Source organism: Streptomyces sp. JK94 (assembly GCF_053613315.1).
Genome location: NZ_JBSICH010000051.1, coordinates 1 through 23977, shown reverse-complemented (window position 1 = coordinate 23977; position 23977 = coordinate 1). Strand labels below are relative to the sequence as shown.

Genomic DNA, 23977 nt, shown 5'->3' with positions numbered 1-23977 from the left:
CGGCGGCCCGAATCCCATCAGGTCCGATGCTGACTGCTGACGGGTTCGACGACGGAGAGGGGCCGATCCTCCACACGGAAGGGCCCCTCGGCGGCGAACCTGGGCACGGCGCAGACCCTTGCCGCCGCCGGCGGACTCCAGCGCGACCTCCAGCGCGAGCCGACCTACGACGGACTGCGCGCCGCTGAGGCCAAAGGCAGCAAAGGGGGACGCCGCCCCGACACGGCGGCCGACCGGACCCCGTACGCACCGCGTACCTGGAAGGCCGCTCCATCGCCGCCCTCGCCCGCGAGCACGGCGTCAGCCGCGGCGCGATCCGTACGGCCGTCCCCGCCGTCCCGGCACCACGCGAAGCCCGGCGCGAGTACGAGAACCGGGGCAGCACACTCGTGCCACCGGAACCATGATCGTTCTCACCGGCACCCGCTGGACCGATGTTCCCCGAGACCGGTTCCGGATGCGCGGCCCCCGTCCCGCCCGCTCAGAGCCGCTCGGGCGTGCGGATGCCCAGCAGGGCCATGCCCTGGTGCAGGGTGCGGGCCGTGATGTCGCACAGGAACAGGCGGTTCGCCCGCTGCTCCGGGGTCCCGGCCTTCAGGACGGGGCACTTGTCGTAGAAGGACGTGTACAGGGACGCCACCTGGTACAGGTAGGCCGTCAGCTTGTGCGGGGCGTACTCCCTCGCGGCCTCCGTCACCGTCTCCGCGAACGCGTCGAGGTGCAGGCCGAGGGAGCGCTCCGCCGCCGTCAGTTCCAGCTCCGGGTGGGCCGCGGGGCGGGCGTCGCCGGCCTTGCGCAGGATCGACCGGATCCGGGCGTAGGCGTACTGGAGGTAGACGGACGTGTCGCCGTTGAGCGAGACCATCTGGTCCAGGTCGAACTTGTAGTCCCGGTTCGCCGACGTCGACAGGTCCGCGTACTTCACCGCGCCGATGCCCACCTGGGTGCCCCGCTCGGCGATCTCCTCCTCGGAGAGGTCCTGCGCCTTCTCCCGGACCACGGCGGACGCGCGGTCGATCGCCTCGTCGAGGAGGTCGACCAGGCGGACCGTCTCGCCCTCACGGGTCTTGAACGGCTTGCCGTCCTTGCCGAGGACCGTGCCGAAGGCCAGCTGGACCGCCGACACGTCGTCGTTCAGCCAGCCGGCCCGGCGGGCGGTCTCGAAGACCATCCTGAAGTGCAGGGACTGGCGGGCGTCCACCACGTACAGCAGGGTGTCCGCCTTCAGGCCGAAGACGCGGTCGCGGATCGCGGACAGGTCGGTGGCCGCGTAGCCGTAGCCGCCGTCCGACTTCTGCACGATCAGCGGGACCTGCCGGCCGTCCGGGCCCTTGATGTCCTCGAAGAAGACGCACAGCGCGCCCTCGGAGCGGACGGCGACGCCCGACTCCTCGAGCATGCGGCAGGTCTCGGCCAGCATGTCGTTGTAGCCGGACTCGCCGACGATGTCGGGGTCGCGGACCTCCATGTCCAGCTTCTCGAAGACGGAGAAGAAGTAGATCTTCGACTCGTCGACGAACTTCTGCCACGCGGCGAGCGTCTTCGGGTCCCCGGCCTGGAGGTCGACCACCCGGCGCCGGGCACGCGTCTTGAACTCCTCGTCGGAGTCGAAGAGCCTGCGCGCGGCCTTGTAGAGGCGGTCGAGGTTGGACATCGCCTCCTCGCCGGAGACCTGGGCGTCCTTGTGGTCCAGCTCGTGCGGGTGCTCGTCCAGGTACTGGATGAGCATGCCGAACTGGGTGCCCCAGTCGCCGATGTGGTGGCGCCGTACGACCGTCTCGCCGGTGAACTCCAGGAGCTGGACGACGGAGTCGCCGATCACGGCGGAGCGCAGGTGGCCGACGTGCATCTCCTTCGCCACGTTCGGCTGGGCGTAGTCGATCACCGTCGTGCCCGGCCGCTCGGCGTGCGGGACGCCGAGGCGGCCGGTGTCGTCCGCGTACCGGGCGGCGAGGTTCCCGATGATGGCGCGGTCGCCGATCGTGATGTTGAGGAAGCCGGGCCCGGACACCTCGACGTCCTTGATCAGGTCGCCGGTGGCGAGGTGTGAGACGACCTCGGTCGCCAGCTCCCGCGGGTTCGCCTTGGCCTTCTTGGCCAGCGCGAGGATGCCGTTGGCCTGGTAGTCCGCCCGGTCGCTTCGTCGCAGCAGCGGGTCCGCGCCGGCGGCCTCCGGCCGGGTGGCCGTCAGGGCGGACGCGAGGTGCTGCTGGACGGAGTCGCTGAGGGACGTGACCGAGGCCATGGAGTGGTTCGCCGTTCTGCTCGGGGTTCCGGGAGTGGGGCTGTCTGTAGCTACGGGAACCGAGTATCCCACGCGGTGAAAAGCGGTTTTCGCGGATGCGGGCCGGGCTGGGAGAATGGAGCGGTCAGCCGTGCGACCGTACCGGCTGTTCAGCAGAAGTCTCAGGGAAGAGGACGTGCCGATCGTGGCTCAGAGCGCAGAGACCACCGACTGGGTCTCCCGTTTCGCGGACGAGGTCATCGCCGAGTCGGAGCGTCGTGCCCCGGGCAAACCCGTCGTCGTCGCGTCCGGGCTGTCCCCGTCCGGCCCCATCCACCTGGGCAACCTGCGCGAGGTCATGACCCCGCACCTGGTCGCCGACGAGGTGCGCCGGCGGGGCCACGAGGTCCGGCACCTGATCTCCTGGGACGACTACGACCGTTACCGCAAGGTGCCGGACGGGATCGCCGGGGTGGACGAGTCGTGGGCCGAGCACATCGGCAAGCCCCTCACCTCCGTCCCCGCCCCGAAGGGCTCCGCGTACCCGAACTGGGCCGAGCACTTCAGGGCCGCGATGGTCGCCGCGCTCGCCGAGATGGGCGTGGAGTTCGACGGGATCAGCCAGACCGAGCAGTACACCTCCGGTGTCTACCGCGAGCAGATCCTGCACGCCATGAGGCACCGGCGGGACATCGACGCGATCCTCGCCCAGTACCGGACCAGGCCGAAGTCCGCCGGCAGGAAGTCGCAGAAGCCCCTCGACGAGGCCGAGCTGGAGGCCGCCGAGGGCTCCGGCGCCGCGGCCGAGGACGACGGCAGCTCCGGCTCCGCCGGGTACTTCCCGTACAAGCCGTACTGCGGCAACTGCGCCAAGGACCTGACGACGGTCACCGCCTACGACGACGACTCCACCGAGCTGACGTACGCCTGCACCGCGTGCGGCTTCTCCGAGACCGTCCGGCTCGGCGAGTTCAACCGCGGCAAGCTGGTCTGGAAGGTCGACTGGCCGATGCGCTGGGCGTACGAGGGCGTGGTCTTCGAGCCCAGCGGGGTCGACCACTCCTCGCCGGGCTCCTCCTTCCAGGTCGGCGGGCAGATCGTCGGCATCTTCGGCGGCGAGCAGCCGATCGGGCCGATGTACGCGTTCGTGGGCATCAGCGGCATGGCGAAGATGTCCTCGTCCAAGGGCGGGGTGCCCACCCCGGCCGACGCGCTGGAAATCATGGAGCCGCAGCTGCTGCGCTGGCTGTACGCCCGCCGCCGGCCCAACCAGTCCTTCAAGATCGCCTTCGACCAGGAGATCCAGCGGCTGTACGACGAGTGGGACCGCCTCGACGCCAAGGTCGCCGACGGCACCGCCCTGCCCGCCGACGCCGCCGCCCACTCGCGCGCCGTGCGCACGGCCGCCGGTGAGCTGCCGAGGACGCCCCGGCCGCTGCCGTACCGCACGCTCGCGTCCGTGGCCGACGTCACCGCCGGGCACGAGGACCAGGCGCTGCGCATCCTCAGCGAGCTCGACCCGGCCAACCCGTTGGAGACGCTGGCGGAGGCCCGGCCCCGGTACGACAAGGCCGAGGCGTGGATCAACACGCACGTCCCCGCCGACCAGCGGACCATCGTGCGCGAGGAGCCCGACGCCGAGCTGCTGAAGTCGCTGGACGAGCGGGGCCGGGCCTCGCTGCGGCTGCTGCTCGACGGACTCGCCGACCACTGGTCCCTGGACGGGCTCACCCACCTCGTCTACGGCGTGCCCAAGGTCCAGGCCGGTTTCGCCGCCGACGCCACGCCCAAGGAGCTGCCGCCGGAGATCAAGACCGCCCAGCGGTCGTTCTTCGCGCTGCTCTACCACCTGCTCGTCGGCCGCGACACCGGCCCGCGGCTGCCCACGCTGCTGCTGGCGGTGGGGCAGGAGCGGGTGCGGTCCCTGCTCGGCGCGTAGGACCGGACGACACGGCGACGGGGCGCCCGGCTTCGGCCGGGCGCCCCGTCGCGTGGCGCCCCGCGGGGGTGCCTGGTGCGTCCTACGGCGTGGCCCTGCGGCGTGGTCCTACGGCGCCTGCTTCGCCCGGGCTTCCCGCTTCGCGCGGCTTCGGGCGACGACTCGCGGGGTGAACCTCACCCGGACGGTGTGGCTGACGGCCACCGAGACCACGCCCCACAGGACGCCCTGGAGCACGATCTGCCCGGTGTCGTACGTCCCGGCTCCCAGTTTCGCCATGACGAGGACCGGGAGTACGGCGTCACCGACCGTGAGCCAGTCCGGCCGGGGCGGGCGCTTCAGCGGGAGGTAGAGGGAACCGGCCGCGGCGAGCAGCACGACGGCGAGTCCGGTCAGTGCCAGCACCAGGAACTTCCTTCACGGGGCCCCTTCAGTGGGGCCCCTTTTCGTTTTCGAGTCATGTGTTCGAGAACCATACGCCCACCACGACGCCGACCATGCAGAACATGGAAAAAGTGATCCAGATGAGCGAAGGAGTGTGCAGCTTCACCTGTTTGTCCGGATTCCGTTCCTGTTCCAGGATATCGGCGGACACCCATTTCTTCACCGGGACGATCATGACGAGGAACATCAGCAGAACGGCCGCGTAGAAGTACAGGGTGACGGAAAGCGAGTAGCTTCTCGCCAGTGCGTACAGAAGCATGACCGGGCCGAGTACGAGGGGGATGAAGGAGACGCTCTTCTTCCCCTTCGGCGTGGGCATCGCCCAGCGCATCAGGGCTATGTGAAGCGGTGTGACGGCGGCGGCGACGGCGACCCAGGCGTACGTGGGAACGGACAGGAACAAAGGCGTGGTCCTTCCGGGACGGAACGCGTCGTGCGGCTGCTCGAATGGTCTTCGTGAGTTACCTTCTCAAGCTGTCCGCATTCCGTCCCGGATTATATCATTCGACCATTACCACGGAGTAAGGGAGTGCCAGGCGTCGCTGACCGTGTCCGTGGCGTCGTCCCACTTGGTGGTGAATACGCCGATGGCCGGCGATATCACTTCCTGCTCGAGGCGGGCGGCGACGACGGAGGCGGAGCGCACGCCGTCGGCGCCCCACTTGATGACTCCGGACACCCCGCCGAACTTCGTGAACGGGATACCACCGGTGAGGACGGAGACGGCCACACCCGCGGCGGAGGAGAGGAAGGCGGAGGACGTCCAGCCGTCCGTGAATCCGGTGATGATCGCGGCGGCGCCGCCCGTCAGGAGGGAGACCCCGCCCGCGACGGCCCCGATGGCCTCGCCCAGGGGTGGCGGGATCAGCAGGGAGGCGGCGGCGACGCCGCCCGTGACGGTGGAGACGGCGGACAGGATGTTCGCGATGTCCCGCCAGTCGTCCTTGGTGCCTCCGAGGAAGGTGCCCGGCTTCTCCACCTCGTCGCTCTCGGAGGTGTCGGAGGGGTCGACGCCCTCCTGCTCGTTCCTGCGGGCCTCCTCCGCCGCCTGCCGGGCCGCGGCGGCCTGCTCGGCCCTCCGCTTCTCGGCGGCGATCGAACGTGCTTCCGAGGCCGCCTTCGCCGCCGTCGCGGCGTCCTTGCCGGCCTGGGCGGCCGAAGCCCGGGCGGCGGTCGCGGACGCCTGCGCGGCGTTGGCGGACTGCACCGCCGAAGCCGCCGACGCGGTGGCCCGGTTCGCGGAGTAGTTGGCGCGCCGGGCGGCGGAGCGGGCGGCCAGGGCCGCGGACTTCGCCGTCTCGGCGGAGGCCGCCGCCTCCTTCGCCGACTGTTCCGCGTCGTCCGCGTGCGCGTCCGCCTGCCGCGCGTACTCGGCGGCCTGGGAGGCGGACTCCTTGGCCGCGTCGGCCCACTCGACCGCCTCGTCGGCGGCGTTCCTCGCCTCCGCCGCCGCCTTGGACGCCTCGGCGGCGTCCGTCTGCGCGTCCTGCGCGACCTTCGAGGCGTGGGCGAGGGAGGCGCGGATGGCGGCGATGTGGGCCGCCGCGTCCGCGTCGAGCTGCACCATGCGGGGGTGGACGGTGCTGAGGAAGTCCCGCACCATCCACTGCGGCCCGTCCAGCGCCACATTGGCCGCCATCTTGGTGTAGGGCCCGGCGGTGGAGAGAATCGTGAAGACGGCGACGCTGTCGTCCTGCTTCTGCGCCTCCCCGTACTTGGTCGCGAAGAACTCGTGGAGCGCCTTGGCGCTGCCGTCGGTGAGGGCCTCGGTAGCGGCCTGCTTGACCGCCTTGCCGGGGTTCTTCCCGAGGATGCGGAAGATCGCGACGGAGTGGTCCGTCTTCGCCGCCTCGATCATGCCGCTGTTGAGGAAGGCGGCCGGGGCGCCGGGGTCGGTGGACTCCAGCGCCCGCTGCGCCGCCTCGGCCACCGCCACGGTGGAGATGCGGGAGAGGTAGAGGACCGTCTCCCGGTCGTCCTGGTTCTGGGCGATGACCCGGTCGGTGTCGATCCAGGCCAGAATCGCCTGGTCGTCCGAGGCGAGGGCGTACTCGGCGGCTTCGCGGGTCCAGGTGCCGTGCGAGGTCAGCAGAGCGAGGCAGGCCTTGCGGCCGGCGGTGACGGCGGCGTTCTCGTCACCGGCCTTGAGGGCCTGTTCCGCGGCGGCGATGAGGTCCCGGGTCTCCGCCTCCTGCGCCTGCTTCTGGGTGAGCTGGTTGCGGGCGTGCTCGACGTCCTGCTGCTCGAGGGCGGCGAGCCGGCGGGCCTCGTCCCGCCCCTGCGCGGTGTGCTCGGCGATCTTCGCCTGCTCCGCCTCCCGGGCCTGCCGCTCCACCTCGTGGGCGTCGTTGACGGCCTGCACGGCCGCGTCGGCCGCCTCCTTGGCCTGTGCGGCGAACTTGGTGGAGCGGTTGGCGTGGTCGATGGCCTCGCCCGCGTACTGCGCCGCCTCTTCCGCGGCGTCGGCCGCCTTGTCGGCGTGATCGGCGGCCGAGTTGGCGGCATCGCGCGCCGTGCTCGCCGCTCTCGCCGCGACGGCGGCCAGGGACTGCGCGGCGCCGGCGGCCCTGGTGGCCCGTGCCGCCTGCGCGTCCGCCTCGGCGGCGGCGGCCCGGGCGGCGGCGGCCTGGGACTGGGCTGCTCCGGCGGCGGTGGCGGCGGTGGCGGCCGAGTTCGCGGCGGCGGCGGCGTTGCGTGCCGCGGATGCGGCGGCGGAGCCGGCCGAGGAGGCCTGCGCGGCGGCCGTCGCGGCGTGATCCGCCGCCTTCGCGGCCGTACGGGCCTTGCTCGCGGCGTTCCGGGCGCCGACCGCGGCGTCCTTCGCCGCCTTCGCCTTCGTGGCGTCCTTGGACGCGGCGATGGCGGCCCGGTAGGCGGACGAGGCGGCGCGCGCGGCGGTGGCTGCGGCGGCCGCGGCGGCGTGCGCCGCCCAGGCGGCGCGGCGGGCCGCGGACTGGGCCGCGTTGGAGGCGGAGATGGCGGTACGCGCCGCCTTCGCGGCGCCCGTCGCCGCGCCGGCCGCCTTGTGCGCGGCGCGCCCGGCCTTGGCCACGTCCTCCTTGGCCTCGTCCGCCTCGGCGGCGGCCTCCAGGGCCGCCTCCTTCGCCTTGGCGGCAGCCGTCTTCGCCTTCTCCGACTCGGCCTTCGCCTGCTCGGTCGTCAGCTGCGCCCGCTTGCCCTCGCGTTCGACGATGGCGACGAGCTGGTCGATGGTGGCCGTCTCCTGGTCCCGGGCGCGCGCGATGTGCTGGCCGGTCTCCAGGAACCAGTGGACGGCCGCCGCCGTGCCCTCGTCCAGGGCCCGCTGCGCGTACGTCTTCAGCTCGGGTGAGGCGGTGGCGAGGATCTTGAAGACCTCCGCCCGCTCGTCCTCGAACCGCGCGGTGAACTGGGTCTCGGTGATGAACGTCATCAGCGCGTCGCTGGAGCCGTCCGCGAGCGCGTCGCTCGCGGCCGCCTGCACGCTCGTGTCGCCCTGGTTCATCAGGGTGAAGGCGAGGACGCGGAGGTCCTCCAGCTGCGACGCCTCGTAGCCGCCGGCCAGGAAGGCGGCGATCGCGTCGTCCCCGGCGGTCAGCGCGGCGCTGATGTCGCGGGCGGCGCCCTTGCCGGAGGCGGACAGGGCCTTGAAGAGGGCGACGCGGTTGTCTTCGGCGACGGCGGCGGACAGCTCCGTGGTGACGAACTGCTCGGCCGCGGCCGGGGAGCCCAGAAGTGCCGTCGCGGCGGCCCTCCGCACGGCCTGACCGCCCGCCTTCCAGGCGCTGACCGCCTTGCCTCGCGCGGTGTCCGGCAGGGAGGGGAGTGCGGGTACGTCACCGATCGTGGTGGCGGCGTAGGCCTGGGCGGTCGTGACCAGAGGGACCGCGGCGACAGCCGTGGTCGCGGCCGCGGTGCTCAGGAAGCGCCGTCTGCTCCAGAAAGTGGTATTCACCTGAGTCAAAGTCCGTCCGGTGGGCAACCAGCGGCGTCCCACGAGCTGTTGAACGGCCGTCGATTGCGGTGGCTGGTCGTCGGTTCGCGCATGACCCGCAACACCTGGGCCGCCTGGGAACGTCGGGGTTCCGGACATCAGAAACGATCAAGAGTGTTGCAGACATGCGGTCGTGACCGTACGCAAGTGATGAGGCGTTGACCACTGATTGAGCGTCATGTGCAGGCGTGAGGATTTGCACATGCACGGTAACCGGCCAGCGTGCTGACATGTCCGGTATCAACCGATGTCCCTTTCGGTGATCACGTGTTTGAATTCGGCGGCGCCGCCGCCCGGCAACTTCACGGCGCTGCAGTCCGGGTGGCCGGTGCGTGACCACAACTCATGGACGAGACAGGGGATTTGTGTGAACGTCGCCAAACGGATCATCGCCACCGGTGCGCTCGGCGCGGCATGCGCGGCAGCCGTCGTGACCTCCACCTACGGCAGCGCCGCCGCCGATCCGGCCCCCACCACCACGGTGGCGGACAGCGGACCCGGGTACGCGGTCGAGGACTTCAACTACCCCCAGGCCGACAAGATCGAGGCCGAGCAGGGCATCGTACTCAAGCGTGGGGACGGCCACATCGTCCTCGCCGAGTGCGGCAGCGAGGACGGTCTGCTGGAGATCTACACACGCGCCAACTCGATGGTCTGTTTCCGCACCACCGGCACCTCGGGCTATCTCAGCCTGGAGATCGAGTCCGTGTACGGCGCGAAGGGTGCCTCCGAACTGAACGCGGACCTGACGCTGCGGGCGCCGGACGAGGACGTGCAGGAAGTGTCCGTCCCGAAGGACGCGTTCACGCCCGTCGGTGAGTCCATCGACCCGGAAGGCCGGAGCCACGTGCTGGTCGAGATCCGCACCAGCGTGTGACCTGAGCCGCCGACGCCCTCCCGGCCGAAGGCTCCATCCGCACGCCCGGCCGCCCTGCTCCAAGGAAACCGATACATGTCATACCGCAGACCGGTACGTCTCGCCGCGCTCGCGGCCTCCGTGATCGCCGGGCCGATCGCGCTGACCGCCGTGCCCGCCGCCGCTGTGACGGGCCCCGCCGTTCCCGACTCCGACACCACCCGCGCCTACGCCGCCCAGATCGTCGTCGGCGACCACGACCGCGGCTGCTCCGGCGTCCTGGTCGACACGGAGTGGCTGCTCACCGCGGCCAGTTGCTTCGCCGAGAACCCGGCCGCGAGCCTCGCGGTGCCCACCGGGAAGCCGGCGCTGAAGACCACCGCCACCATCGGCCGCGCGAGCCTCACCGGCACCGGCGGCGTGGTCCGTGACGTCGTCGAACTCGTGCCCCGCACCGACCGCGACGTGGTCCTGGCCCGGCTGAACCGCCCGGTCACCGGCGTCGCCCCCGTCGGCCTGGCCGCCACCGCACCGACCGCGGGCGAGGAACTCACGCTCGCCGGGTACGGCCGCTCCGAGTCCGAGTGGGCGCCGCTCAACCTGCACACCGGCACTTTCTCGGTGGACGCGGCCGACGCCACCACGGCCACGGTCACCGGCCAGGACGGCGTCTCCGCCTGCATGGGCGACACCGGCGGCCCCCTGGTGCGCACGGTGAACGGCACCCCGCAGCTGGTCGCCCTCGGCAGCCGCTCGTACCAGGGCGGTTGCTACGGCATCGACGAGGCCGAGACCCGCACCGGCGGAGTCGTCGCCCGCGTCGACGACCTGGCCGCCTGGGTGCAGTCCAAGACCGGCGCCAACCGCGTCACCGACTTCAACTGCGACGGCGTCGAGGACGTCGCCGTCGCCGACCCGCAGGCCACCGTCGGCGGTGACGCCGAGGCGGGCCTGGTCCGGATCGTGTACGGCGGGGGCAAGGGCACCGCCGAGATATCCCAGGACCTCGACTGGGTGCCCGGCGGATCGGAGGCCAACGACCTGTTCGGCGAGGCCATCGCCACCGTCGACTACGACCAGGACGGCTGCACCGACCTCCTGGTCGGCACTCCCCGCGAGAACCTCGGGGACGCCGTCGACGCCGGCATGGTGGACCTCCTGCACGGCGCCCCCGGCGGCCTCGGTACGGGAGCGACCAGGAACACCCACTTCCAGCAGGCCACCGGCAACGGCTCCATCTCCGCCTCCACCCCCGAGAGCGGCGACCTCATGGGTCAGGCACTCGCCGCCGGCACCTCCGCCGCCGGTGAGCCGTTCCTGGTGATCGGCACGCCCGGTGAGGGCCTCAGCGGCGCCGCCCACGCGGGCGAGGCGTTCTACGTGCGCGGCGGCACCAACGTCTCCGTCCACCAGGACAAGCTGGACGTGCCGGGTGCCGTGGAGGCGAACGACGGCTTCGGCGCCTCCGTCGCGGCCGACGCCAACCACATCGCGATCGGCGCCCCCGCCGAGAACATCAACGGCGACGACGCGGCCGGCAACCTCGCGGTCTTCTCCCACGAACTGAACTCCGAGAAGCGGCCCACCCCGCTCTTCGGCCTCGACCAGGACCTGGACACGGTCTCCGGCGGCGCCGAGGCGGGCGACCGCTTCGGCACGGCCCTGGCCCTGGCGCCCTACCGCCCCTCGGACTCGGCGACCGCCGACGGGTCGATCCTCGCGGTCGGCACGCCGGGCGAGGCCCTGAACGTGGAGGGCGTGAGCAAGGCGGAGACCGGCGCCGTCCTCACCTTCCGCGTCACCGCCTCCGGCACCTACACCCAGCTCAACGGCATCTCCTCGGGCACCGGCGACGACGACGTGTCCGGCACCTCCGAGGCCGGCGACCACTTCGGCGCCACCCTGACGGCGGTGAACACGGCACCGCGCGCGGTCAGCACCGAGGCGACCATGAAGCTGGCCGTCGGCCTTCCGGACGAGGCACTCGGCTCGGTGCCGAAGGCCGGCGCCGTGCACGTCTTCTCGCTGCTGGGCTCGCCCGGCGCCAACGACAAGTGGGTGGAGGCGGGCGACGGCGACGGCATCCCCGGCGCCCCCGGAGCCGACCAGCGGCTCGGTTCCAGCATCCACTTCACCGGCACCCGCCTGTACGTCGGCATGCCGTACGGGCCGAGCAGCACCGGCGCCCTCTACGCGCTGCCGATGTCCAACGTGACCCTCGGTGAGCCCACCGCCCCGGTCACCGTGTACCAGCCGGGACAGGGCGGCCTCCCGTCGGCCGGCACCGCGTTCGGCTACGCGGCCCGCTAGGAGCACGGCACCGCGCAGGGGCGTCCGGTGAACCCGCCGGGCGCTCCTGCGCCGTGCTCACCGCCGGTCAGGCGATGTGCTCGTCCTCCAGTTCCGCGCTGTGGCGGTTGGTGAAACGGGTGACCAGGCGCTTCGTCTCGTGGTCCGGGAGCTGGGTGCCGAACGTCGCCTCGACGTTGTCGCCGAACTCGCGGGGCGTCGGGTAGCTGCCGTTGATCGACTGCTTGAAGACCTGGTAGTAGGCGTCCTCGCCCGGGGCCTGGGGCTCCGGGGTGCCGCCGCCCTCTCCCAGCTCACGGGTGCGGCCCGGGGCGACCGGGATCGGGAAGCTGCCGGTCTCCTCCGGCGAGGGCTCCTGGAGCGGAGGCTCCTCCTCGTACTGGTCCCGGTACTCGTCGGCCTGCTGCTGCTCCTCGTACCACTGGGCGTACTGCTCGGCCGGGTCGTACGTGGGGTCGTAGCCGCCCTGGTACTCGACCTGGCGGGGCGTGTTGAACCAGGGGCTCTGCTCGGGCCCGGCCTCCTCCTCCGCCTCCCGCGGCGGCCGGTCCGCGTCGCGGCCCTTGACCAGTTCGGGGCGCTGCTCCGCCGCGGGCGCCGCCTGCGGCTCCGCCTCCTGCGGCCGGGACACCGGCGGCAGCAGGGCCGGCTCGATGCCCGCCGCCGCCAGGCCCGCCGGGGCGGTCTGCGCCAGGGGGACGCCGTAGCGGGCCAGGCGCAGCGGCATCAGCGACTCGACGGGGGCCTTGCGGCGCCAGGCGCGGCCGAACCGGGAGCGCAGGCGGGCCTGGTAGACCAGCCGCTCCTGCTCCAGCTTGATCACCTGCTCGTAGGAGCGCAGCTCCCACAGCTTCATGCGGCGCCACAGCAGGAAGGTCGGTCCCGGGGAGAGGAGCCAACGGGTGAGGCGGACGCCCTCCATGTGCTTGTCGGCGGTGATGTCGGCGATCCGGCCGATCGCGTGCCGGGCGGCCTCGACGGACACCACGAACAGGACCGGGATCACGCCGTGCATGCCCACGCCCAGCGGGTCCGGCCAGGCCGCCGCCCCGTTGAACGCGATCGTCGCCGCCGTCAGCAGCCACGCGGTCTGGCGCAGCAGCGGGAACGGGATGCGGATCCAGGTCAGCAGCAGGTCCAGGGCCAGCAGCACGCAGATGCCGGCGTCGATGCCGATCGGGAAGACGTAGCTGAAGTTCCCGAAGCCCTTCTGCAGGGCCAGTTCCCGCACCGCCGCGTACGATCCCGCGAAGCCGATCCCGGCGATGATGACGGCACCGAAGACGACCATGCCGATGAGAACGCGATGCGTTCGGGTCAGCTCTAGTGGCGCGGCCACCCGTACTCCCCTCCCAGTGCCAGTTGTTGCGCGCAACAGGGTGGCACATGTGTGCGGGGAACGGGTGGCCGGTGGGTCGGTGGGGCCCGACGGCCCGTCTTCTACGAGGCCTTGGAGGACGCCTCGGAGGACGAACCGGAAGGCGACCCGGACTCCGCGCCGGAGTCCGACTCCGGTTCCGAGGCGGACGCGGAGGGCGACGAGGCGCCGCCGGACTCGCCGCCGCCGTTGGCCGCCGTCACCGCCGCCACCGCCTCCTTGGCCGCCTTCTGGGCGTCCTTGACCAGGTCGTCGGCGTCCGGTGTCTCGTCGCCGGCCAGGCCCGCGCCGTTGTAGTCGACGGTGACGACGACGTTCTCGACGCGTGCCACGACCGTCTGCTGCTTGAAGGTGCCTTCCTTCTTCTTCAGGTCGTACCGCACGACCGACGCCTCGTCGCCCGTGCCGCTCACCGCGGTGGTCTTCACGCTCTCCGCGCCCTCGGCGGTCTGGGCGTCCTGGAGCTGCTTCGTGTAGTAGTCACGCGCCAGCTTGTCGCCCGCGCCGCGCGTCACGTCCGACTCGAAGCGCAGCATCGACACGCTCAGCCAGCGGAACTGGGAACCGTCCACGCCGTTGTCGTCGAGGCTGTCCCAGGAGCAACCGCCGCGCAGCGCGGTGTCGTTCGACGCGCCCTCCTTGCCGGACTCGGCCTTGGGCACCAGGTCTTCCAGCGTCTTCTTCGACAGCACCGAACACGGCTTGGGAAGCTTCGCGTACGCCGCCGCCGGCACCGTCGGGGACGGGCTCGCGGACGGGGACGCGGTCGCCCGCTCCGCGGCCTTGTCCTTGCCGTCGTCGGAGCCGGAGTCCGAGGAGCAGCCGGCTGCCACCAGCATCACGGGGACGGCGGCCGCGCTGACAAGGACGCGGGGAAGTCGCTTCACTCGCTGGTCACGCTGGTCACGCTGGGCTCGTCGCTGCATGGTTCCTTCACTCATGGCACTCGTGGTTCCTGCGGTCGGAACGGGTCCGAGGGGTCACGGTACGCGGTGGGGAAAGCGCGCGGCTCCCCTGCGAGAACGGGGCGCGAGGGCCCCGGCGGGCCCCGGCGGGCTCAACCGCCCAGGGAATCCGCGATCCGGGAGGCCAGTTTCCGCGCCATGTCCTGCATTTCCTCGCTGTCCGGGACGACACCGGGCATCGCCGGCTGCTCCGCGTACTCGATGGTCACCACGACGTTCGACGTGCGGAACGCCACAGTCACCGTGCGCCGCTTCGCCGTCGAACCGGAGCTGTTCAGCTCGTCGTCCACGAACGCCTCGTCCCCCAGGTCCTCCAGGAGCCGGGGCTGGAGGCCGGTGGGCGTGGCATCGGCGGACGCGCTCGACGACGGTGCGCTCGACGAGGGGGCGGTCGACGACGCGGGACCGGCGGACGTGCCGGGAGAGGCGGCGCCGGACGGGGATGCGGTGCCGGACGGGGACGGGGTCGCGGACCCCGGGGCCGGGTCCGACTCCGGGGCCGACTCCGGGTCCGCCCCGGACTCGGAGACGACCGGTTCGGGCAGGTCGGCGGCCTCCACCTGCTGGGCGAAGAGCTGCTCGGCCTCGCTGTCGTCGCTCACGGTGGTGTCGTACGACACCACCCGCTCGAAGTCGACGAAGAGGTGGTTGGTGGCGTCCGCCGACTCCACCTTCCAGCGGCAGCCGACCTTGCGGTCGGTGTCGTACGCCAGTGTCGCCTCGCCGGCGTACGCCTTCGTCCGCTGCTCCTCGTCCGGGATCTCCTGGATGCCGGGCAGGAGGGCGTCGAGCGACTCGCCGCCGACCGCACCGCACGGCTCCGGGAGGGTGCGGTACTTGCCGGGTTCGGCCGCCTGGGTCGCGACGCCGGGCTGTCCCGGGTTGGAGCCGTCCGACGTGGCGCCCTCGCCCGAGCCGCCGGTGCAGCCGGCCAGCACCGCCGCCATGAGGGCGGCGACGCCGGGTACATGGGCCTTCCGCTGCACGGTGCGGCTCCTCTCGCCGGTGTGGCTGTGGTCGGTACTCCAGTGTCCCCGCTGGTTATTCGCTTGCCGCGCGGGGGCGCCCCCTGCAGACAATGTGTATCGCACGCGCCGCCGTGAACGCCGGTCAGCCGTCCCTTTGGCTGCCCTTGGCGCCGGTTTTGCGCTTTGGGACTTCTGTATGTTTTCCGGGGGAATGAGGACGCTGTGTCGTACGTGGAGATGCCGGGCGCGAAGGTGCCGATCCGGATGTGGGCCGACCCGGCGACGGTCGAGGAGGGCGCGCTCCAGCAGTTGCGCAACGTCACGACCCTGCCGTGGGTCAAGGGCCTCGCGGTCATGCCGGACGTGCACTACGGCAAGGGGGCGACGGTCGGCTCCGTGATCGCGATGCGGGGTGCCGTGTGCCCGGCGGCGGTGGGCGTGGACATCGGCTGCGGGATGTCGGCGGTCAGGACGTCCCTGACGGCGAACGACCTGCCGGGCGACCTGTCGCGGCTGCGGTCGAAGATCGAGCAGGCGATCCCGGTGGGGCGGGGGATGCACGACAGCCCCGTCGACCCGGGGCGCTTCCACGGGCTGGCGACGGGCGGGTGGGACGCCTTCTGGGAGCGGTTCGACGGGGTGGCGGAGGCGGTCAGGTTCCGTCACGAGCGGGCCGGGAAGCAGATGGGCACGCTCGGCAGCGGTAACCACTTCGTCGAAGTGTGCACGGACACGACCGGCTCCGTCTGGCTGATGCTGCACTCCGGCTCCCGCAACATCGGCAAGGAACTCGCCGAGCACCACATCGGCGTCGCCCGGGACCTCCCGCACAACCAGGGCCTGGTCGACCGCGACCTCGCGGTGTTCGTCGCGGACACCCCGCAGATGGCGGCGTACCGCAACGACCTGTTCTGGGCGCAGGAGTACGCGAAGTACAACCGCACGCTCATGATGGCGCTCCTGAAGGACGTGGTCCGCGCGGAGTTCAGGAAGGCGAGGCCGGTCTTCGAGCGCGAGATCTCCTGCCACCACAACTACGTGGCCGAGGAGCGCTACGACGGCGTGGACCTGCTGGTGACCCGCAAGGGCGCGATCCGGGCCGGATCCGGGGACTACGGGATCATCCCCGGTTCCATGGGCACGGGTTCGTACATCGTCAAGGGCCTCGGCAACGAGCGGTCCTTCCACTCCGCCTCCCACGGGGCCGGCCGGCGCATGAGCCGCAACGCCGCCAAGCGCCGCTTCTCCACCAAGGACCTGGAGGAGCAGACGCGGGGCGTGGAGTGCCGCAAGGACTCCGGCGTCGTGGACGAGATCCCGGGCGCCTACAAGTCGATCGACCAGGTCATCGACCAGCAGCGCGACCTCGTGGAGGTCGTGGCGAAGCTGAAGCAGGTCGTCTGCGTCAAGGGCTGACGCGCCGGTGCGCCGGGGGCCTACGCCTCCCGGTGCACCTTCGTGTTCGACGCCTGGGCGCGGGGGCGGACGACCAGGAGGTCGATGTTGACGTGGGCGGGGCGGGTGACCGCCCACGTGATGGCGTCGGCGACGTCGTCGGCGGTCAGGGGGTCCGGGACGCCGGCGTAGACCTTGGCCGCCTTGTCCCGGTCGCCGCCGAAGCGGGTCAGGGCGAACTCCTCGGTCCTGACCATGCCGGGCGCGATCTCGACGACGCGGACCGGGCGGCCGACGATCTCCAGGCGGAGGGTCTCGGCGAGGACGTGTTCGGCGTGCTTGGCGGCGACGTAGCCCGCACCGCCCTCGTAGGTGGCGAAGCCGGCGGTGGAGGAGACGACCACCACCGTGCCGTCGCCGCTCGCCTCCAGCGCGGGGAGCAGGGCCTGGGTGAGGTTGAGGGTGCCGATGACGTTCGTCTCGTACATGCGGCGCCAGTCGTCCGGGTCGCCGGTGGCCACCGGGTCGGCGCCGAGCGCACCGCCCGCGTTGTTGACCAGGACGCCGATGGTCTTGAACGCGGTCGCGAACTCGTCGACCGCCGCGCGGTCGGTGACGTCCAGGGGATAGGCCGTCGCCTTGTGGCCGGCCGCCCGGATCTCCTCGGCCAGCGCCTCGACGCGGTCCTTGCGGCGGGCGGTGAGGACGACGCGGTAACCGGCCGCGGCGAGCTGCCGGGCCGTGGCGGCGCCGATGCCGCTGCTCGCACCGGTGACGACGGCGATGCGGGAGGCGGCGGGCGGGGCGGCTGCGGTGGCCATGGGGCTGCTCCTGGTACGTCACGGGCGCGACGCGGGATGCGTCGCGGGTACGGCGCGAACGGTCGCCGCCCAGGGTAGTCAGCCGCCGTCGCGCGGCGCCCACATGATCACGGCCATCCCGACGAGGCAGACCAGCGCGCCCGTCAGGTCCCAGCGGTCGGGGCGGTAGCCGTCGGCGGCCATGCCCCACAGGAGGGAGCCGGCCACGAAGATCCCGCCGTACGCGGCGAGGATGCGGCCGAAGTGGGCGTCGGGCTGGAAGGTGGCGACGAAGCCGTAGGCGCCGAGGGCGAGGACGCCACCCGTGGCCCACAGCCAGCCGCGCTGCTCGCGCACGCCCTGCCAGACCAGCCAGGCGCCGCCGATTTCGAACAGGGCGGCGACGACGAAGAGGGCGGCGGAGCGGAGGACGGACATGTTGGCAGCTTCGCACGCGGGGTGGTGCGGGGGCGGACGGGGCCGGACGGGGCGGGACGGGGCGGAATAACGGCCCGGGCTTCACCGTTGGGCGGTATAGTTGAAGCGTCAACAAATCGGAGGTTGAGCGATCATGCAGTTCGGCATCTTCACCGTCGGCGACGTCACGCCGGACCCGACCACGGGGCGTACGCCGACCGAGCGTGAGCGCATCAAGGCCATGGTCGCCATCGCGCTGAAGGCGGAGGAGGTCGGGCTCGACGTCTTCGCGACCGGTGAGCACCACAACCCGCCCTTCGTGCCCTCGTCGCCGACCACGATGCTCGGCTACATCGCGGCGCGCACCGAGCGGCTGGTCCTGTCGACCTCCACCACCCTCATCACCACCAACGACCCGGTGAAGATCGCCGAGGACTTCGCGATGCTCCAGCACCTGGCCGACGGCCGGGTGGACCTGATGATGGGGCGCGGCAACACCGGCCCGGTCTACCCCTGGTTCGGCAAGGACATCCGCGAGGGCATCAACCTCGCCGTCGAGAACTACGCCCTGCTGCACCGCCTGTGGCGCGAGGACGTCGTGAACTGGGAGGGCACGTTCCGCACCCCGCTGCAGGGCTTCACGTCCACCCCCCGCCCGCTGGACGGCGTCGCGCCCTTCGTCTGGCACGGCTCGATCCGCTCCCCGGAGATCGCCGAGCAGGCCGCCTACTACGGCGACGGCTTCTTCCACAACAACATCTTCTGGCCGGCCGACCACACCAGGCGCATGGTCGAGCTGTACCGCGACCGGTACGCGCACTACGGCCACGGCACCCCCGAGCAGGCGATCGTCGGTCTCGGCGGCCAGGTGTTCATGCGGAGGAACAGCCAGGACGCGGTGCGCGAGTTCCGCCCGTACTTCGACGTCGCCCCGGTCTACGGGCACGGCCCCTCCCTGGAGGAGTTCACCGAGCAGACGCCGCTCACCGTCGGCTCCCCGCAGCAGGTGATCGAGAAGACGCTGGCCTTCCGCGAGTACGCCGGTGACTACCAGCGCCAGCTGTTCCTGATGGACCACGCCGGACTGCCCCTGAAGACCGTCCTGGAGCAGCTCGACCTGCTCGGTGAGGAGGTCGTGCCGGTGCTGCGCGAGGAGTTCGCCAGGAACCGCCCGGCCGACGTGCCGGACGCGCCGACCCACACGTCCCTGCTGGCCGCCGCCCGCAAGGAGCACGAGGCCCACGGGGACCACACGGCCCACGGGGACCACGAGGAAGGAGTGCGGGCGTGAAGCTCGTCGTCGTCACCGCGGGACTGGGCGTCCCGTCCGCCACCCGCCTGCTCGCCGACCGGCTGGCCGCCGCCGCGGCCGGCCGGGCCGGTGCCGGGGTCCGGGTGGTCGAGCTGCGCGACCTCGCCGTGGAGATCGCGCACACCTTCACCAACGGCTTCCCGGGCCGGAACCTGTCCGCCGCCTTCGACGCGGTCGCGGCGGCCGACGGCCTGGTCGTCGTCACGCCGGTGTTCTCGGCGTCGTACAGCGGGCTGTTCAAGTCGTTCTTCGACGCGCTGGGCGTGACCGACGAGAACGCCCTGGCCGGGAAGCCGGTGCTGATCGCGGCGACCGGCGGCACGGCCCGGCACTCGCTGGTCCTGGACCACGCCCTGCGTCCGCTCTTCGCCCACCTCAAGGCCGTCGTCGTCCCGACCGGCGTGTACGCCGCCTCGGAGGACTGGGGCGCCGGGGGCCTGGACGGGCGGATCGAGCGGGCGGCGGGGGAGCTGGCCGCGCTGATGGCCGGGCTGTCCGCGGTCGCCGAGCCGGGCGGGAAGCCGGCCGGACGGGCCGCCGGGGAGGCGGCTGCGCAGACCGACGGGATCGTGCCCTTCGAGCAGCGGCTCGCGGCGCTGCGGCCCGCCGGGTGAGATCTCGGTAAGAAGCCCGCCCGTCCCGTTCCGGGGCCCCCGGCCTTGGCAGACTGGGCGCGTGCCCCGGACTGTTCTGCTCGCCGAAGACGACCGCGCCATCCGGCACGCCCTGGAGCGCGCCCTCACCCTGGAGGGGTACCGGGTCACCGCGGTCGCGGACGGTGCCGAGGCGCTGGCGCAGGCCCACCGCGGCCGGCCGGACGTCCTCGTACTCGACGTGATGATGCCGGGCGTCGACGGCCTCCAGGTCTGCCGGGAACTGCGTGCCGAGGGCGACCCCACGCCGATCCTGATGCTGACGGCGCTGGTGGAGACCGCCGACCGCATCGCGGGCCTGGACGCGGGTGCCGACGACTACGTGGTCAAGCCCTTCGACGTCGAGGAGGTCTTCGCCCGGCTGCGCGCGCTGCTGCGCCGTACGGACCGCACGGACGACCGCGCGGAGGCCGACGGGGGCGCGGCCGAGGAGGGGCGCGAGCAGGCCGGGGGCCGGGAGGAGCCCGGCGGGCGGTACCTGGAGGCGGCCGGGCTGCGCATGGACCCGAAGGCCCGCCGCGCCTGGCGGGACGGGCACGAGCTGGAACTGACCCGCACCGAGTTCGAACTGCTGGAGCTGCTGGTCCGCAACGCGGGCGTCGTGCTCGACCACTCCACGATCTACGACCGGATCTGGGGCTACGACTTCGGGCCCGGCTCGAAGAACCTCGCCGTCTACGTCGGTTATCTGCGCCGCAAACTGGACCGGCCCGGGGCGCCGCGGCTGATCCAGACCGTGCGCGGGGTGGGTTACGTGCTGCGGGAGGACTGAGTGGGCCCCTCCCCGCTCGGGCGCCGGCCCCGGCTGCTGTCGCTGCGGACGACGTTCGCGGTGTCGTTCGCCGCGGTCGCCGCCGTGGTCACGGTCCTCGTCGGGGTGCTGTCGTACAACGCGGCGGCCCGGCTGGTCCGGGTGGACCAGGAGTCGGTCTTCGCCCAGGTCGTGCAGGACCTGCGGGCGGAGGTGCGTGAGCGGCGGATGGCTCCGGGCGACTTCTCCTCCTCCGCGCCCGGTCACGACATCGTGCGCCCGGCCCGCACCGATGTGCAGGTGCTCGGGCCGGACGGCGAGGTCTCCGACCCGGCCGGCCCGCGGCTGCCGGTCACCGGTGCCGACCGGCGGACCGCGGGCGCCGCCGCGGCCGGGCGGACGGTCCAGCACCAGGAGGTGGGGGTCGGCCACGACGTCTTCCGGGTGGCGACCGTCTCCCTCGGGGGCGGCCGGGGCGCGGTGCAGGTGGCGCAGGAGTTCAGCGGCACCGAGGATCTGCTGCGGGCACTGCAACGGCGGACGCTGCTCCTGATGGCCGCGGTGGTGACCGCCGCGGGCCTGTTCGGCTGGTGGCTGGCCCGGCGCATCACCCGGCGTCTGGTGGTCCTCACCTCCGCCGCCGAGAACGTCGCCCGCACCCGCCGGCTCGGCGTCCAGGTCCCGGTGACCGGCCCCGACGAGGTGGGCCGGCTCGGCCGGGCCTTCGACCTCATGCTGGGCCGCCTCGCGCAGTCGGAGGAGGACCAGCGGCGCCTGGTCCAGGACGCCGGTCACGAGCTGCGGACGCCGCTCACCTCCCTGCGGACCAACATCTCGCTGCTGCGCCGTATCGACGAACTCCCGCCCGGCGCCCGCGAGGAACTCGTCGCCGACCTGGGGCAGGAGGCCCGGGAGCTGACCGACCTGGTCAACGAACTGGTCGAGCTGGCGGCGGGCCAGTCCGCCGGCGAGCCCCCGCAGCGGGTGGACCTCGCCGGGATCGCGCACGACGTGGCGGCCCTGGCCCGGCGCCGTACCGGGAGGGAGATCGGCGTGCGGGTCTGCGGCGAGACGGTGACCGGCGGCCGGCCCGCCATGCTGACCCGCGCGCTGTCCAACCTGGTGGAGAACGCCGCCAAGTTCGCCGGGGACGGCAGCGGCCCCATCGAGGTCGTGGTCGCCGGGCCCGCCCGGCCGGGCACGGTCCGCGTCGAGGTCCGCGACCGCGGCCCCGGCATCCGCGACGCCGACCTGGCCCGGGTCTTCGACCGCTTCTACCGCGCGGCCGACGCCCGCTCCCGGCCCGGCTCGGGCCTCGGCCTGTCCATCGTGCGGGAGGTGGCGCTGGCGCACGGGGGAGCGCCGTTCGCGTTCCGCCGGGACGGGGGCGGGTCGGTGATCGGATTCACGGTGGGTACGGGGCTCGAGGCGGAGGGGGACGGGGACGGCGGCGGACGGTGACGGGGACGGACGGTGACGGGGTGGGGGGGGCCGTCCCGCGGGGGTGGGCGCACCGGTCGCGGGCTGTGGAGATCCCGTACCGGTCGCGGGCCGTGTGAGCCTGCGCGCCGGTCGCGCGCCGTGGGGACGCACGCCGGCCGTACCGGTCGCGGGCCCGGCCCGGCCTCCGTCGGCGTGCCGGTCAGTGGTAGGCGTGGACCACGGCATGGCCCTGGCCCCGGCCGATCATCCACTTGTTGACCGGCGTGGTGATCACGAAGGCCACCGCGAACCCGCCGAGCAGCGCCGACCAGAACAGCCCGTCCGACAGGTGGGCGTCCATCGCACCCGGTGTCAGCGCGATGACGGCGTTGTCGACCAGCTCCATCACCGCGATGGAGACGGTGTCGGCGGCCAGCGCCACCTTGACCGCGGCCTTCAGGGACACCCCGGCGCGGACCACCGCGAAGAGGGTGAAGGAGTAGCCGAAGACGAAGGCCAGGGTGATCGCGAGGATCATCGTCGGCACGTTGCCCCACAGCAGGGCGGTGCCGATGACCATGCCGAGGATCTCCCCGATGGCGCATCCGGTGAGGCAGTGCAGCGTCGCCCTGACCGCCGTCGCCCAGGACACGCCGTGGGTGCTGTGGGTGCCGTCCGTTCCGTCCGTGCTGTGGACTACGGGGGGTGCGCCGGGTGGGTGGTGTCCGGCGGCTTCGGGGTGCCGGGGGCGTGCCTGGTGCGTGCGGTGCTCGTCGTGGTCCATGACGATTTCTCCCTGCCCGATCGACGTTCGGCGTCCGTGGGAGCCAGGCGGCTCCACGGTGGGCAACGCTATACCCCTGGGGGGTATTCCGAGTGGATCGGCGGCCGGTGCGGGTGCGCGCACCCCGGAGCGCCCGCCCCGTGCCGAAGCGGCGCGACGGGCCCCTTGCCGAGCGGCGCGCGGGGCCCCCGGCCACTCTTGCCCGCCGGCCCGGCCCGGACTACCGGGTGTACGCCGTCGGGGGGGAACCGGCCGGGGCCGGTCCCCCCGTTATGTTTTCCGCGGTCCCGCAACGGGGCCGCTGGCCTCCGGGTCCGGCATGACTTTTGCCCCCTGTCGAACGGATGACCTGGGGGGTGGTGTCACCGGGCCCGGGAGGTGCCGTCGGAGACGCTGATCAGAGGTCCGGCCACCGTCCGGTCCGGCGCAACGCCGGGCAGTTCGCGGACGGCAGGTCTGCATAACGTGGATGCGCGAGTACGACACCACTGCCGAGGCCGGCACGTTCGACACCCCGAGAAGGGCGCGATGTTCGACACCGAAGACGTGGGCGTGTTCCTGGGCCTGGACGTCGGCAAGACCACTCACCACGGCCACGGCCTCACCCCGGCCGGGAAGAAGGTCTTCGACAAGCAGCTGCCCAACAGCGAGCCGAAGCTGCGGGCCGTCTTCGACAAGCTGGCCGCGAAGTTCGGCACCGTCCTGGTGATCGTGGACCAGCCCGCCTCGATCGGTGCCCTGCCCCTGACCGTGGCCCGGGACGCGGGCTGCAAGGTCGCCTACCTGCCCGGACTGGCGATGCGCCGGATCGCCGATCTCTACCCGGGCGAGGCCAAGACCGACGCCAGGGACGCCGCGGTGATCGCGGACGCGGCCCGCACCATGCCGCACACCCTGCGGTCCCTGGAACTGACCGACGAGATCACCGCCGAACTCACGGTCCTCGTCGGCTTCGACCAGGACCTCGCAGCCGAGGCCACCCGCACCTCCAACCGGATACGCGGCCTGCTCACCCAGTTCCACCCCAGCCTTGAACGCGTCCTGGGCCCGCGCCTGGACCACCAGGCCGTCACCTGGCTGCTGGAGCGCTACGGCTCCCCGTCCGCCCTGCGCAAGGCCGGCCGCCGCAGACTCGTCGACCTGATCCGACCGAAAGCCCCACGCATGGCCGTCCGGCTGATCGACGACGTCTTCGCCGCGCTCGACGAGCAGACCGTCGTCGTGCCCGGCACCGGCACCCTCGACATCGTCGTGCCCTCCCTGGCCGCCTCGCTCGCCGCCGTCCACACCCAGCGCCGGGCTCTGGAAGCCCAGATCAACGCCCTGCTGGAGGCCCACCCTCTTTCCCCGGTCCTGACGTCGATGCCCGGCGTCGGCGTCAGGACC

Annotated in this window: 19 protein-coding genes; 9 read left to right on the top strand and 10 right to left on the bottom strand. The window is 72.4% G+C overall.

The features are described 5' to 3' along the window. Positions 1 to 481: 481 nt before the first annotated feature. On the bottom strand, positions 482 to 2245 hold the full coding sequence (gene argS / locus ACVV2G_RS31765; protein ID WP_453846257.1) for an arginine--tRNA ligase: 1764 nt from the start codon (positions 2243 to 2245) through the stop codon (positions 482 to 484). Between the two features lie 175 nt (positions 2246 to 2420). On the opposite strand from argS, the gene lysS reads away from it, so the two are divergent. After that, positions 2421 to 4163, top strand: a complete 1743-nt coding sequence (gene lysS / locus ACVV2G_RS31760) for a lysine--tRNA ligase (protein WP_453846256.1) — start codon at positions 2421 to 2423, stop codon at positions 4161 to 4163. Positions 4164 to 4271: 108 nt separating this feature from the next. On the opposite strand, the gene ACVV2G_RS31755 is transcribed toward lysS, so the two are convergent. From ACVV2G_RS31755 to ACVV2G_RS31745, 3 genes are all read right to left on the bottom strand, one after another. After that, positions 4272 to 4568, bottom strand: a complete 297-nt coding sequence (locus ACVV2G_RS31755) for a hypothetical protein (RefSeq protein WP_453846255.1) — start codon at positions 4566 to 4568, stop codon at positions 4272 to 4274. A 52-nt stretch (positions 4569 to 4620) separates the two neighbouring features. Then, positions 4621 to 5010, bottom strand: a complete 390-nt coding sequence (locus ACVV2G_RS31750; RefSeq protein ID WP_453846254.1) for a hypothetical protein — start codon at positions 5008 to 5010, stop codon at positions 4621 to 4623. Positions 5011 to 5118: 108 nt separating this feature from the next. Next, entirely contained in the window at positions 5119 to 8541 is a 3423-nt protein-coding gene (locus ACVV2G_RS31745; protein WP_453846253.1) for an ALF repeat-containing protein, read from the bottom strand. Positions 8542 to 8947: 406 nt separating this feature from the next. Between ACVV2G_RS31745 and ACVV2G_RS31740 the strand changes: the two genes are divergently transcribed. Next, entirely contained in the window at positions 8948 to 9457 is a 510-nt protein-coding gene (locus ACVV2G_RS31740; protein WP_453846252.1) for a hypothetical protein, read from the top strand. Positions 9458 to 9532: 75 nt separating this feature from the next. Then, the gene (locus tag ACVV2G_RS31735) at positions 9533 to 11746 is read left to right on the top strand and encodes a trypsin-like serine protease (protein WP_453846251.1); all 2214 of its coding nucleotides are present in this window, start codon (positions 9533 to 9535) and stop codon (positions 11744 to 11746) included. Positions 11747 to 11813: 67 nt separating this feature from the next. Here the strand turns inward: ACVV2G_RS31735 and ACVV2G_RS31730 are convergent, their stop codons facing one another. From ACVV2G_RS31730 to ACVV2G_RS31720, 3 genes are all read right to left on the bottom strand, one after another. After that, positions 11814 to 13085: a DUF2637 domain-containing protein gene (locus tag ACVV2G_RS31730; RefSeq protein WP_453846250.1), complete on the bottom strand. Its 1272-nt coding sequence runs from the start codon at positions 13083 to 13085 to the stop codon at positions 11814 to 11816. Between the two features lie 101 nt (positions 13086 to 13186). Next, positions 13187 to 14065, bottom strand: coding sequence for a DUF3558 family protein (locus ACVV2G_RS31725; RefSeq protein ID WP_453846249.1), 879 nt, complete (start codon positions 14063 to 14065; stop codon positions 13187 to 13189). 116 nt (positions 14066 to 14181) lie between these two features. After that, complete coding sequence (locus tag ACVV2G_RS31720) at positions 14182 to 15075, bottom strand: DUF3558 domain-containing protein (protein ID WP_453846248.1); 894 nt, start codon at positions 15073 to 15075, stop codon at positions 14182 to 14184. Positions 15076 to 15279: 204 nt separating this feature from the next. On the opposite strand from ACVV2G_RS31720, the gene ACVV2G_RS31715 reads away from it, so the two are divergent. Next, positions 15280 to 16473: an RtcB family protein gene (locus ACVV2G_RS31715; protein ID WP_453846247.1), complete on the top strand. Its 1194-nt coding sequence runs from the start codon at positions 15280 to 15282 to the stop codon at positions 16471 to 16473. A 20-nt stretch (positions 16474 to 16493) separates the two neighbouring features. Here the strand turns inward: ACVV2G_RS31715 and ACVV2G_RS31710 are convergent, their stop codons facing one another. Further along, complete coding sequence (locus tag ACVV2G_RS31710) at positions 16494 to 17273, bottom strand: SDR family NAD(P)-dependent oxidoreductase (protein ID WP_453846246.1); 780 nt, start codon at positions 17271 to 17273, stop codon at positions 16494 to 16496. A 78-nt stretch (positions 17274 to 17351) separates the two neighbouring features. Beyond that, positions 17352 to 17690 carry a YnfA family protein gene (locus ACVV2G_RS31705; protein WP_453846245.1) on the bottom strand — a complete coding sequence of 113 codons (339 nt, stop codon included), beginning with the start codon at positions 17688 to 17690 and terminating at the stop codon, positions 17352 to 17354. A 133-nt stretch (positions 17691 to 17823) separates the two neighbouring features. Between ACVV2G_RS31705 and ACVV2G_RS31700 the strand changes: the two genes are divergently transcribed. The 4 genes from ACVV2G_RS31700 (at position 17824) to ACVV2G_RS31685 (ending at position 21846) form a co-directional block, all read left to right on the top strand. Next, the gene (locus ACVV2G_RS31700) at positions 17824 to 18960 is read left to right on the top strand and encodes an LLM class flavin-dependent oxidoreductase (protein WP_453846244.1); all 1137 of its coding nucleotides are present in this window, start codon (positions 17824 to 17826) and stop codon (positions 18958 to 18960) included. Further along, entirely contained in the window at positions 18957 to 19595 is a 639-nt protein-coding gene (locus tag ACVV2G_RS31695) for a CE1759 family FMN reductase (protein ID WP_453846243.1), read from the top strand. Before ACVV2G_RS31700 ends, ACVV2G_RS31695 begins: the two co-directional genes overlap by 4 nt. A 61-nt stretch (positions 19596 to 19656) precedes the next feature. After that, positions 19657 to 20406 (top strand): response regulator transcription factor, encoded by a 750-nt coding sequence (locus ACVV2G_RS31690; protein ID WP_453846242.1) that lies wholly within the window; start codon positions 19657 to 19659, stop codon positions 20404 to 20406. Further along, the gene (locus ACVV2G_RS31685) at positions 20407 to 21846 is read left to right on the top strand and encodes a sensor histidine kinase (protein WP_453846241.1); all 1440 of its coding nucleotides are present in this window, start codon (positions 20407 to 20409) and stop codon (positions 21844 to 21846) included. It abuts the gene before it with no gap. Positions 21847 to 22027: 181 nt separating this feature from the next. On the opposite strand, the gene ACVV2G_RS31680 is transcribed toward ACVV2G_RS31685, so the two are convergent. Next, complete coding sequence (locus tag ACVV2G_RS31680; protein ID WP_453846240.1) at positions 22028 to 22591, bottom strand: DUF4396 domain-containing protein; 564 nt, start codon at positions 22589 to 22591, stop codon at positions 22028 to 22030. Between the two features lie 528 nt (positions 22592 to 23119). Between ACVV2G_RS31680 and ACVV2G_RS31675 the strand changes: the two genes are divergently transcribed. Continuing rightward, positions 23120 to 23977: IS110 family transposase (locus tag ACVV2G_RS31675; RefSeq protein WP_453845108.1), on the top strand; the 858-nt coding region annotated here is incomplete at its 3' end.

Coding starts and splice junctions, on each gene's coding strand:
- argS (WP_453846257.1), bottom strand. CDS start 2,245: ATGGCCTCGGTCACGTCCCTCAGCGACTCCGTCCAGCAGCACCTCGCG.
- ACVV2G_RS31735 (WP_453846251.1), top strand. CDS start 9,533: ATGTCATACCGCAGACCGGTACGTCTCGCCGCGCTCGCGGCCTCCGTG.
- ACVV2G_RS31725 (WP_453846249.1), bottom strand. CDS start 14,065: ATGAGTGAAGGAACCATGCAGCGACGAGCCCAGCGTGACCAGCGTGAC.
- ACVV2G_RS31710 (WP_453846246.1), bottom strand. CDS start 17,273: ATGGCCACCGCAGCCGCCCCGCCCGCCGCCTCCCGCATCGCCGTCGTC.
- ACVV2G_RS31705 (WP_453846245.1), bottom strand. CDS start 17,690: ATGTCCGTCCTCCGCTCCGCCGCCCTCTTCGTCGTCGCCGCCCTGTTC.
- ACVV2G_RS31700 (WP_453846244.1), top strand. CDS start 17,824: ATGCAGTTCGGCATCTTCACCGTCGGCGACGTCACGCCGGACCCGACC.
- ACVV2G_RS31680 (WP_453846240.1), bottom strand. CDS start 22,591: ATGGACCACGACGAGCACCGCACGCACCAGGCACGCCCCCGGCACCCC.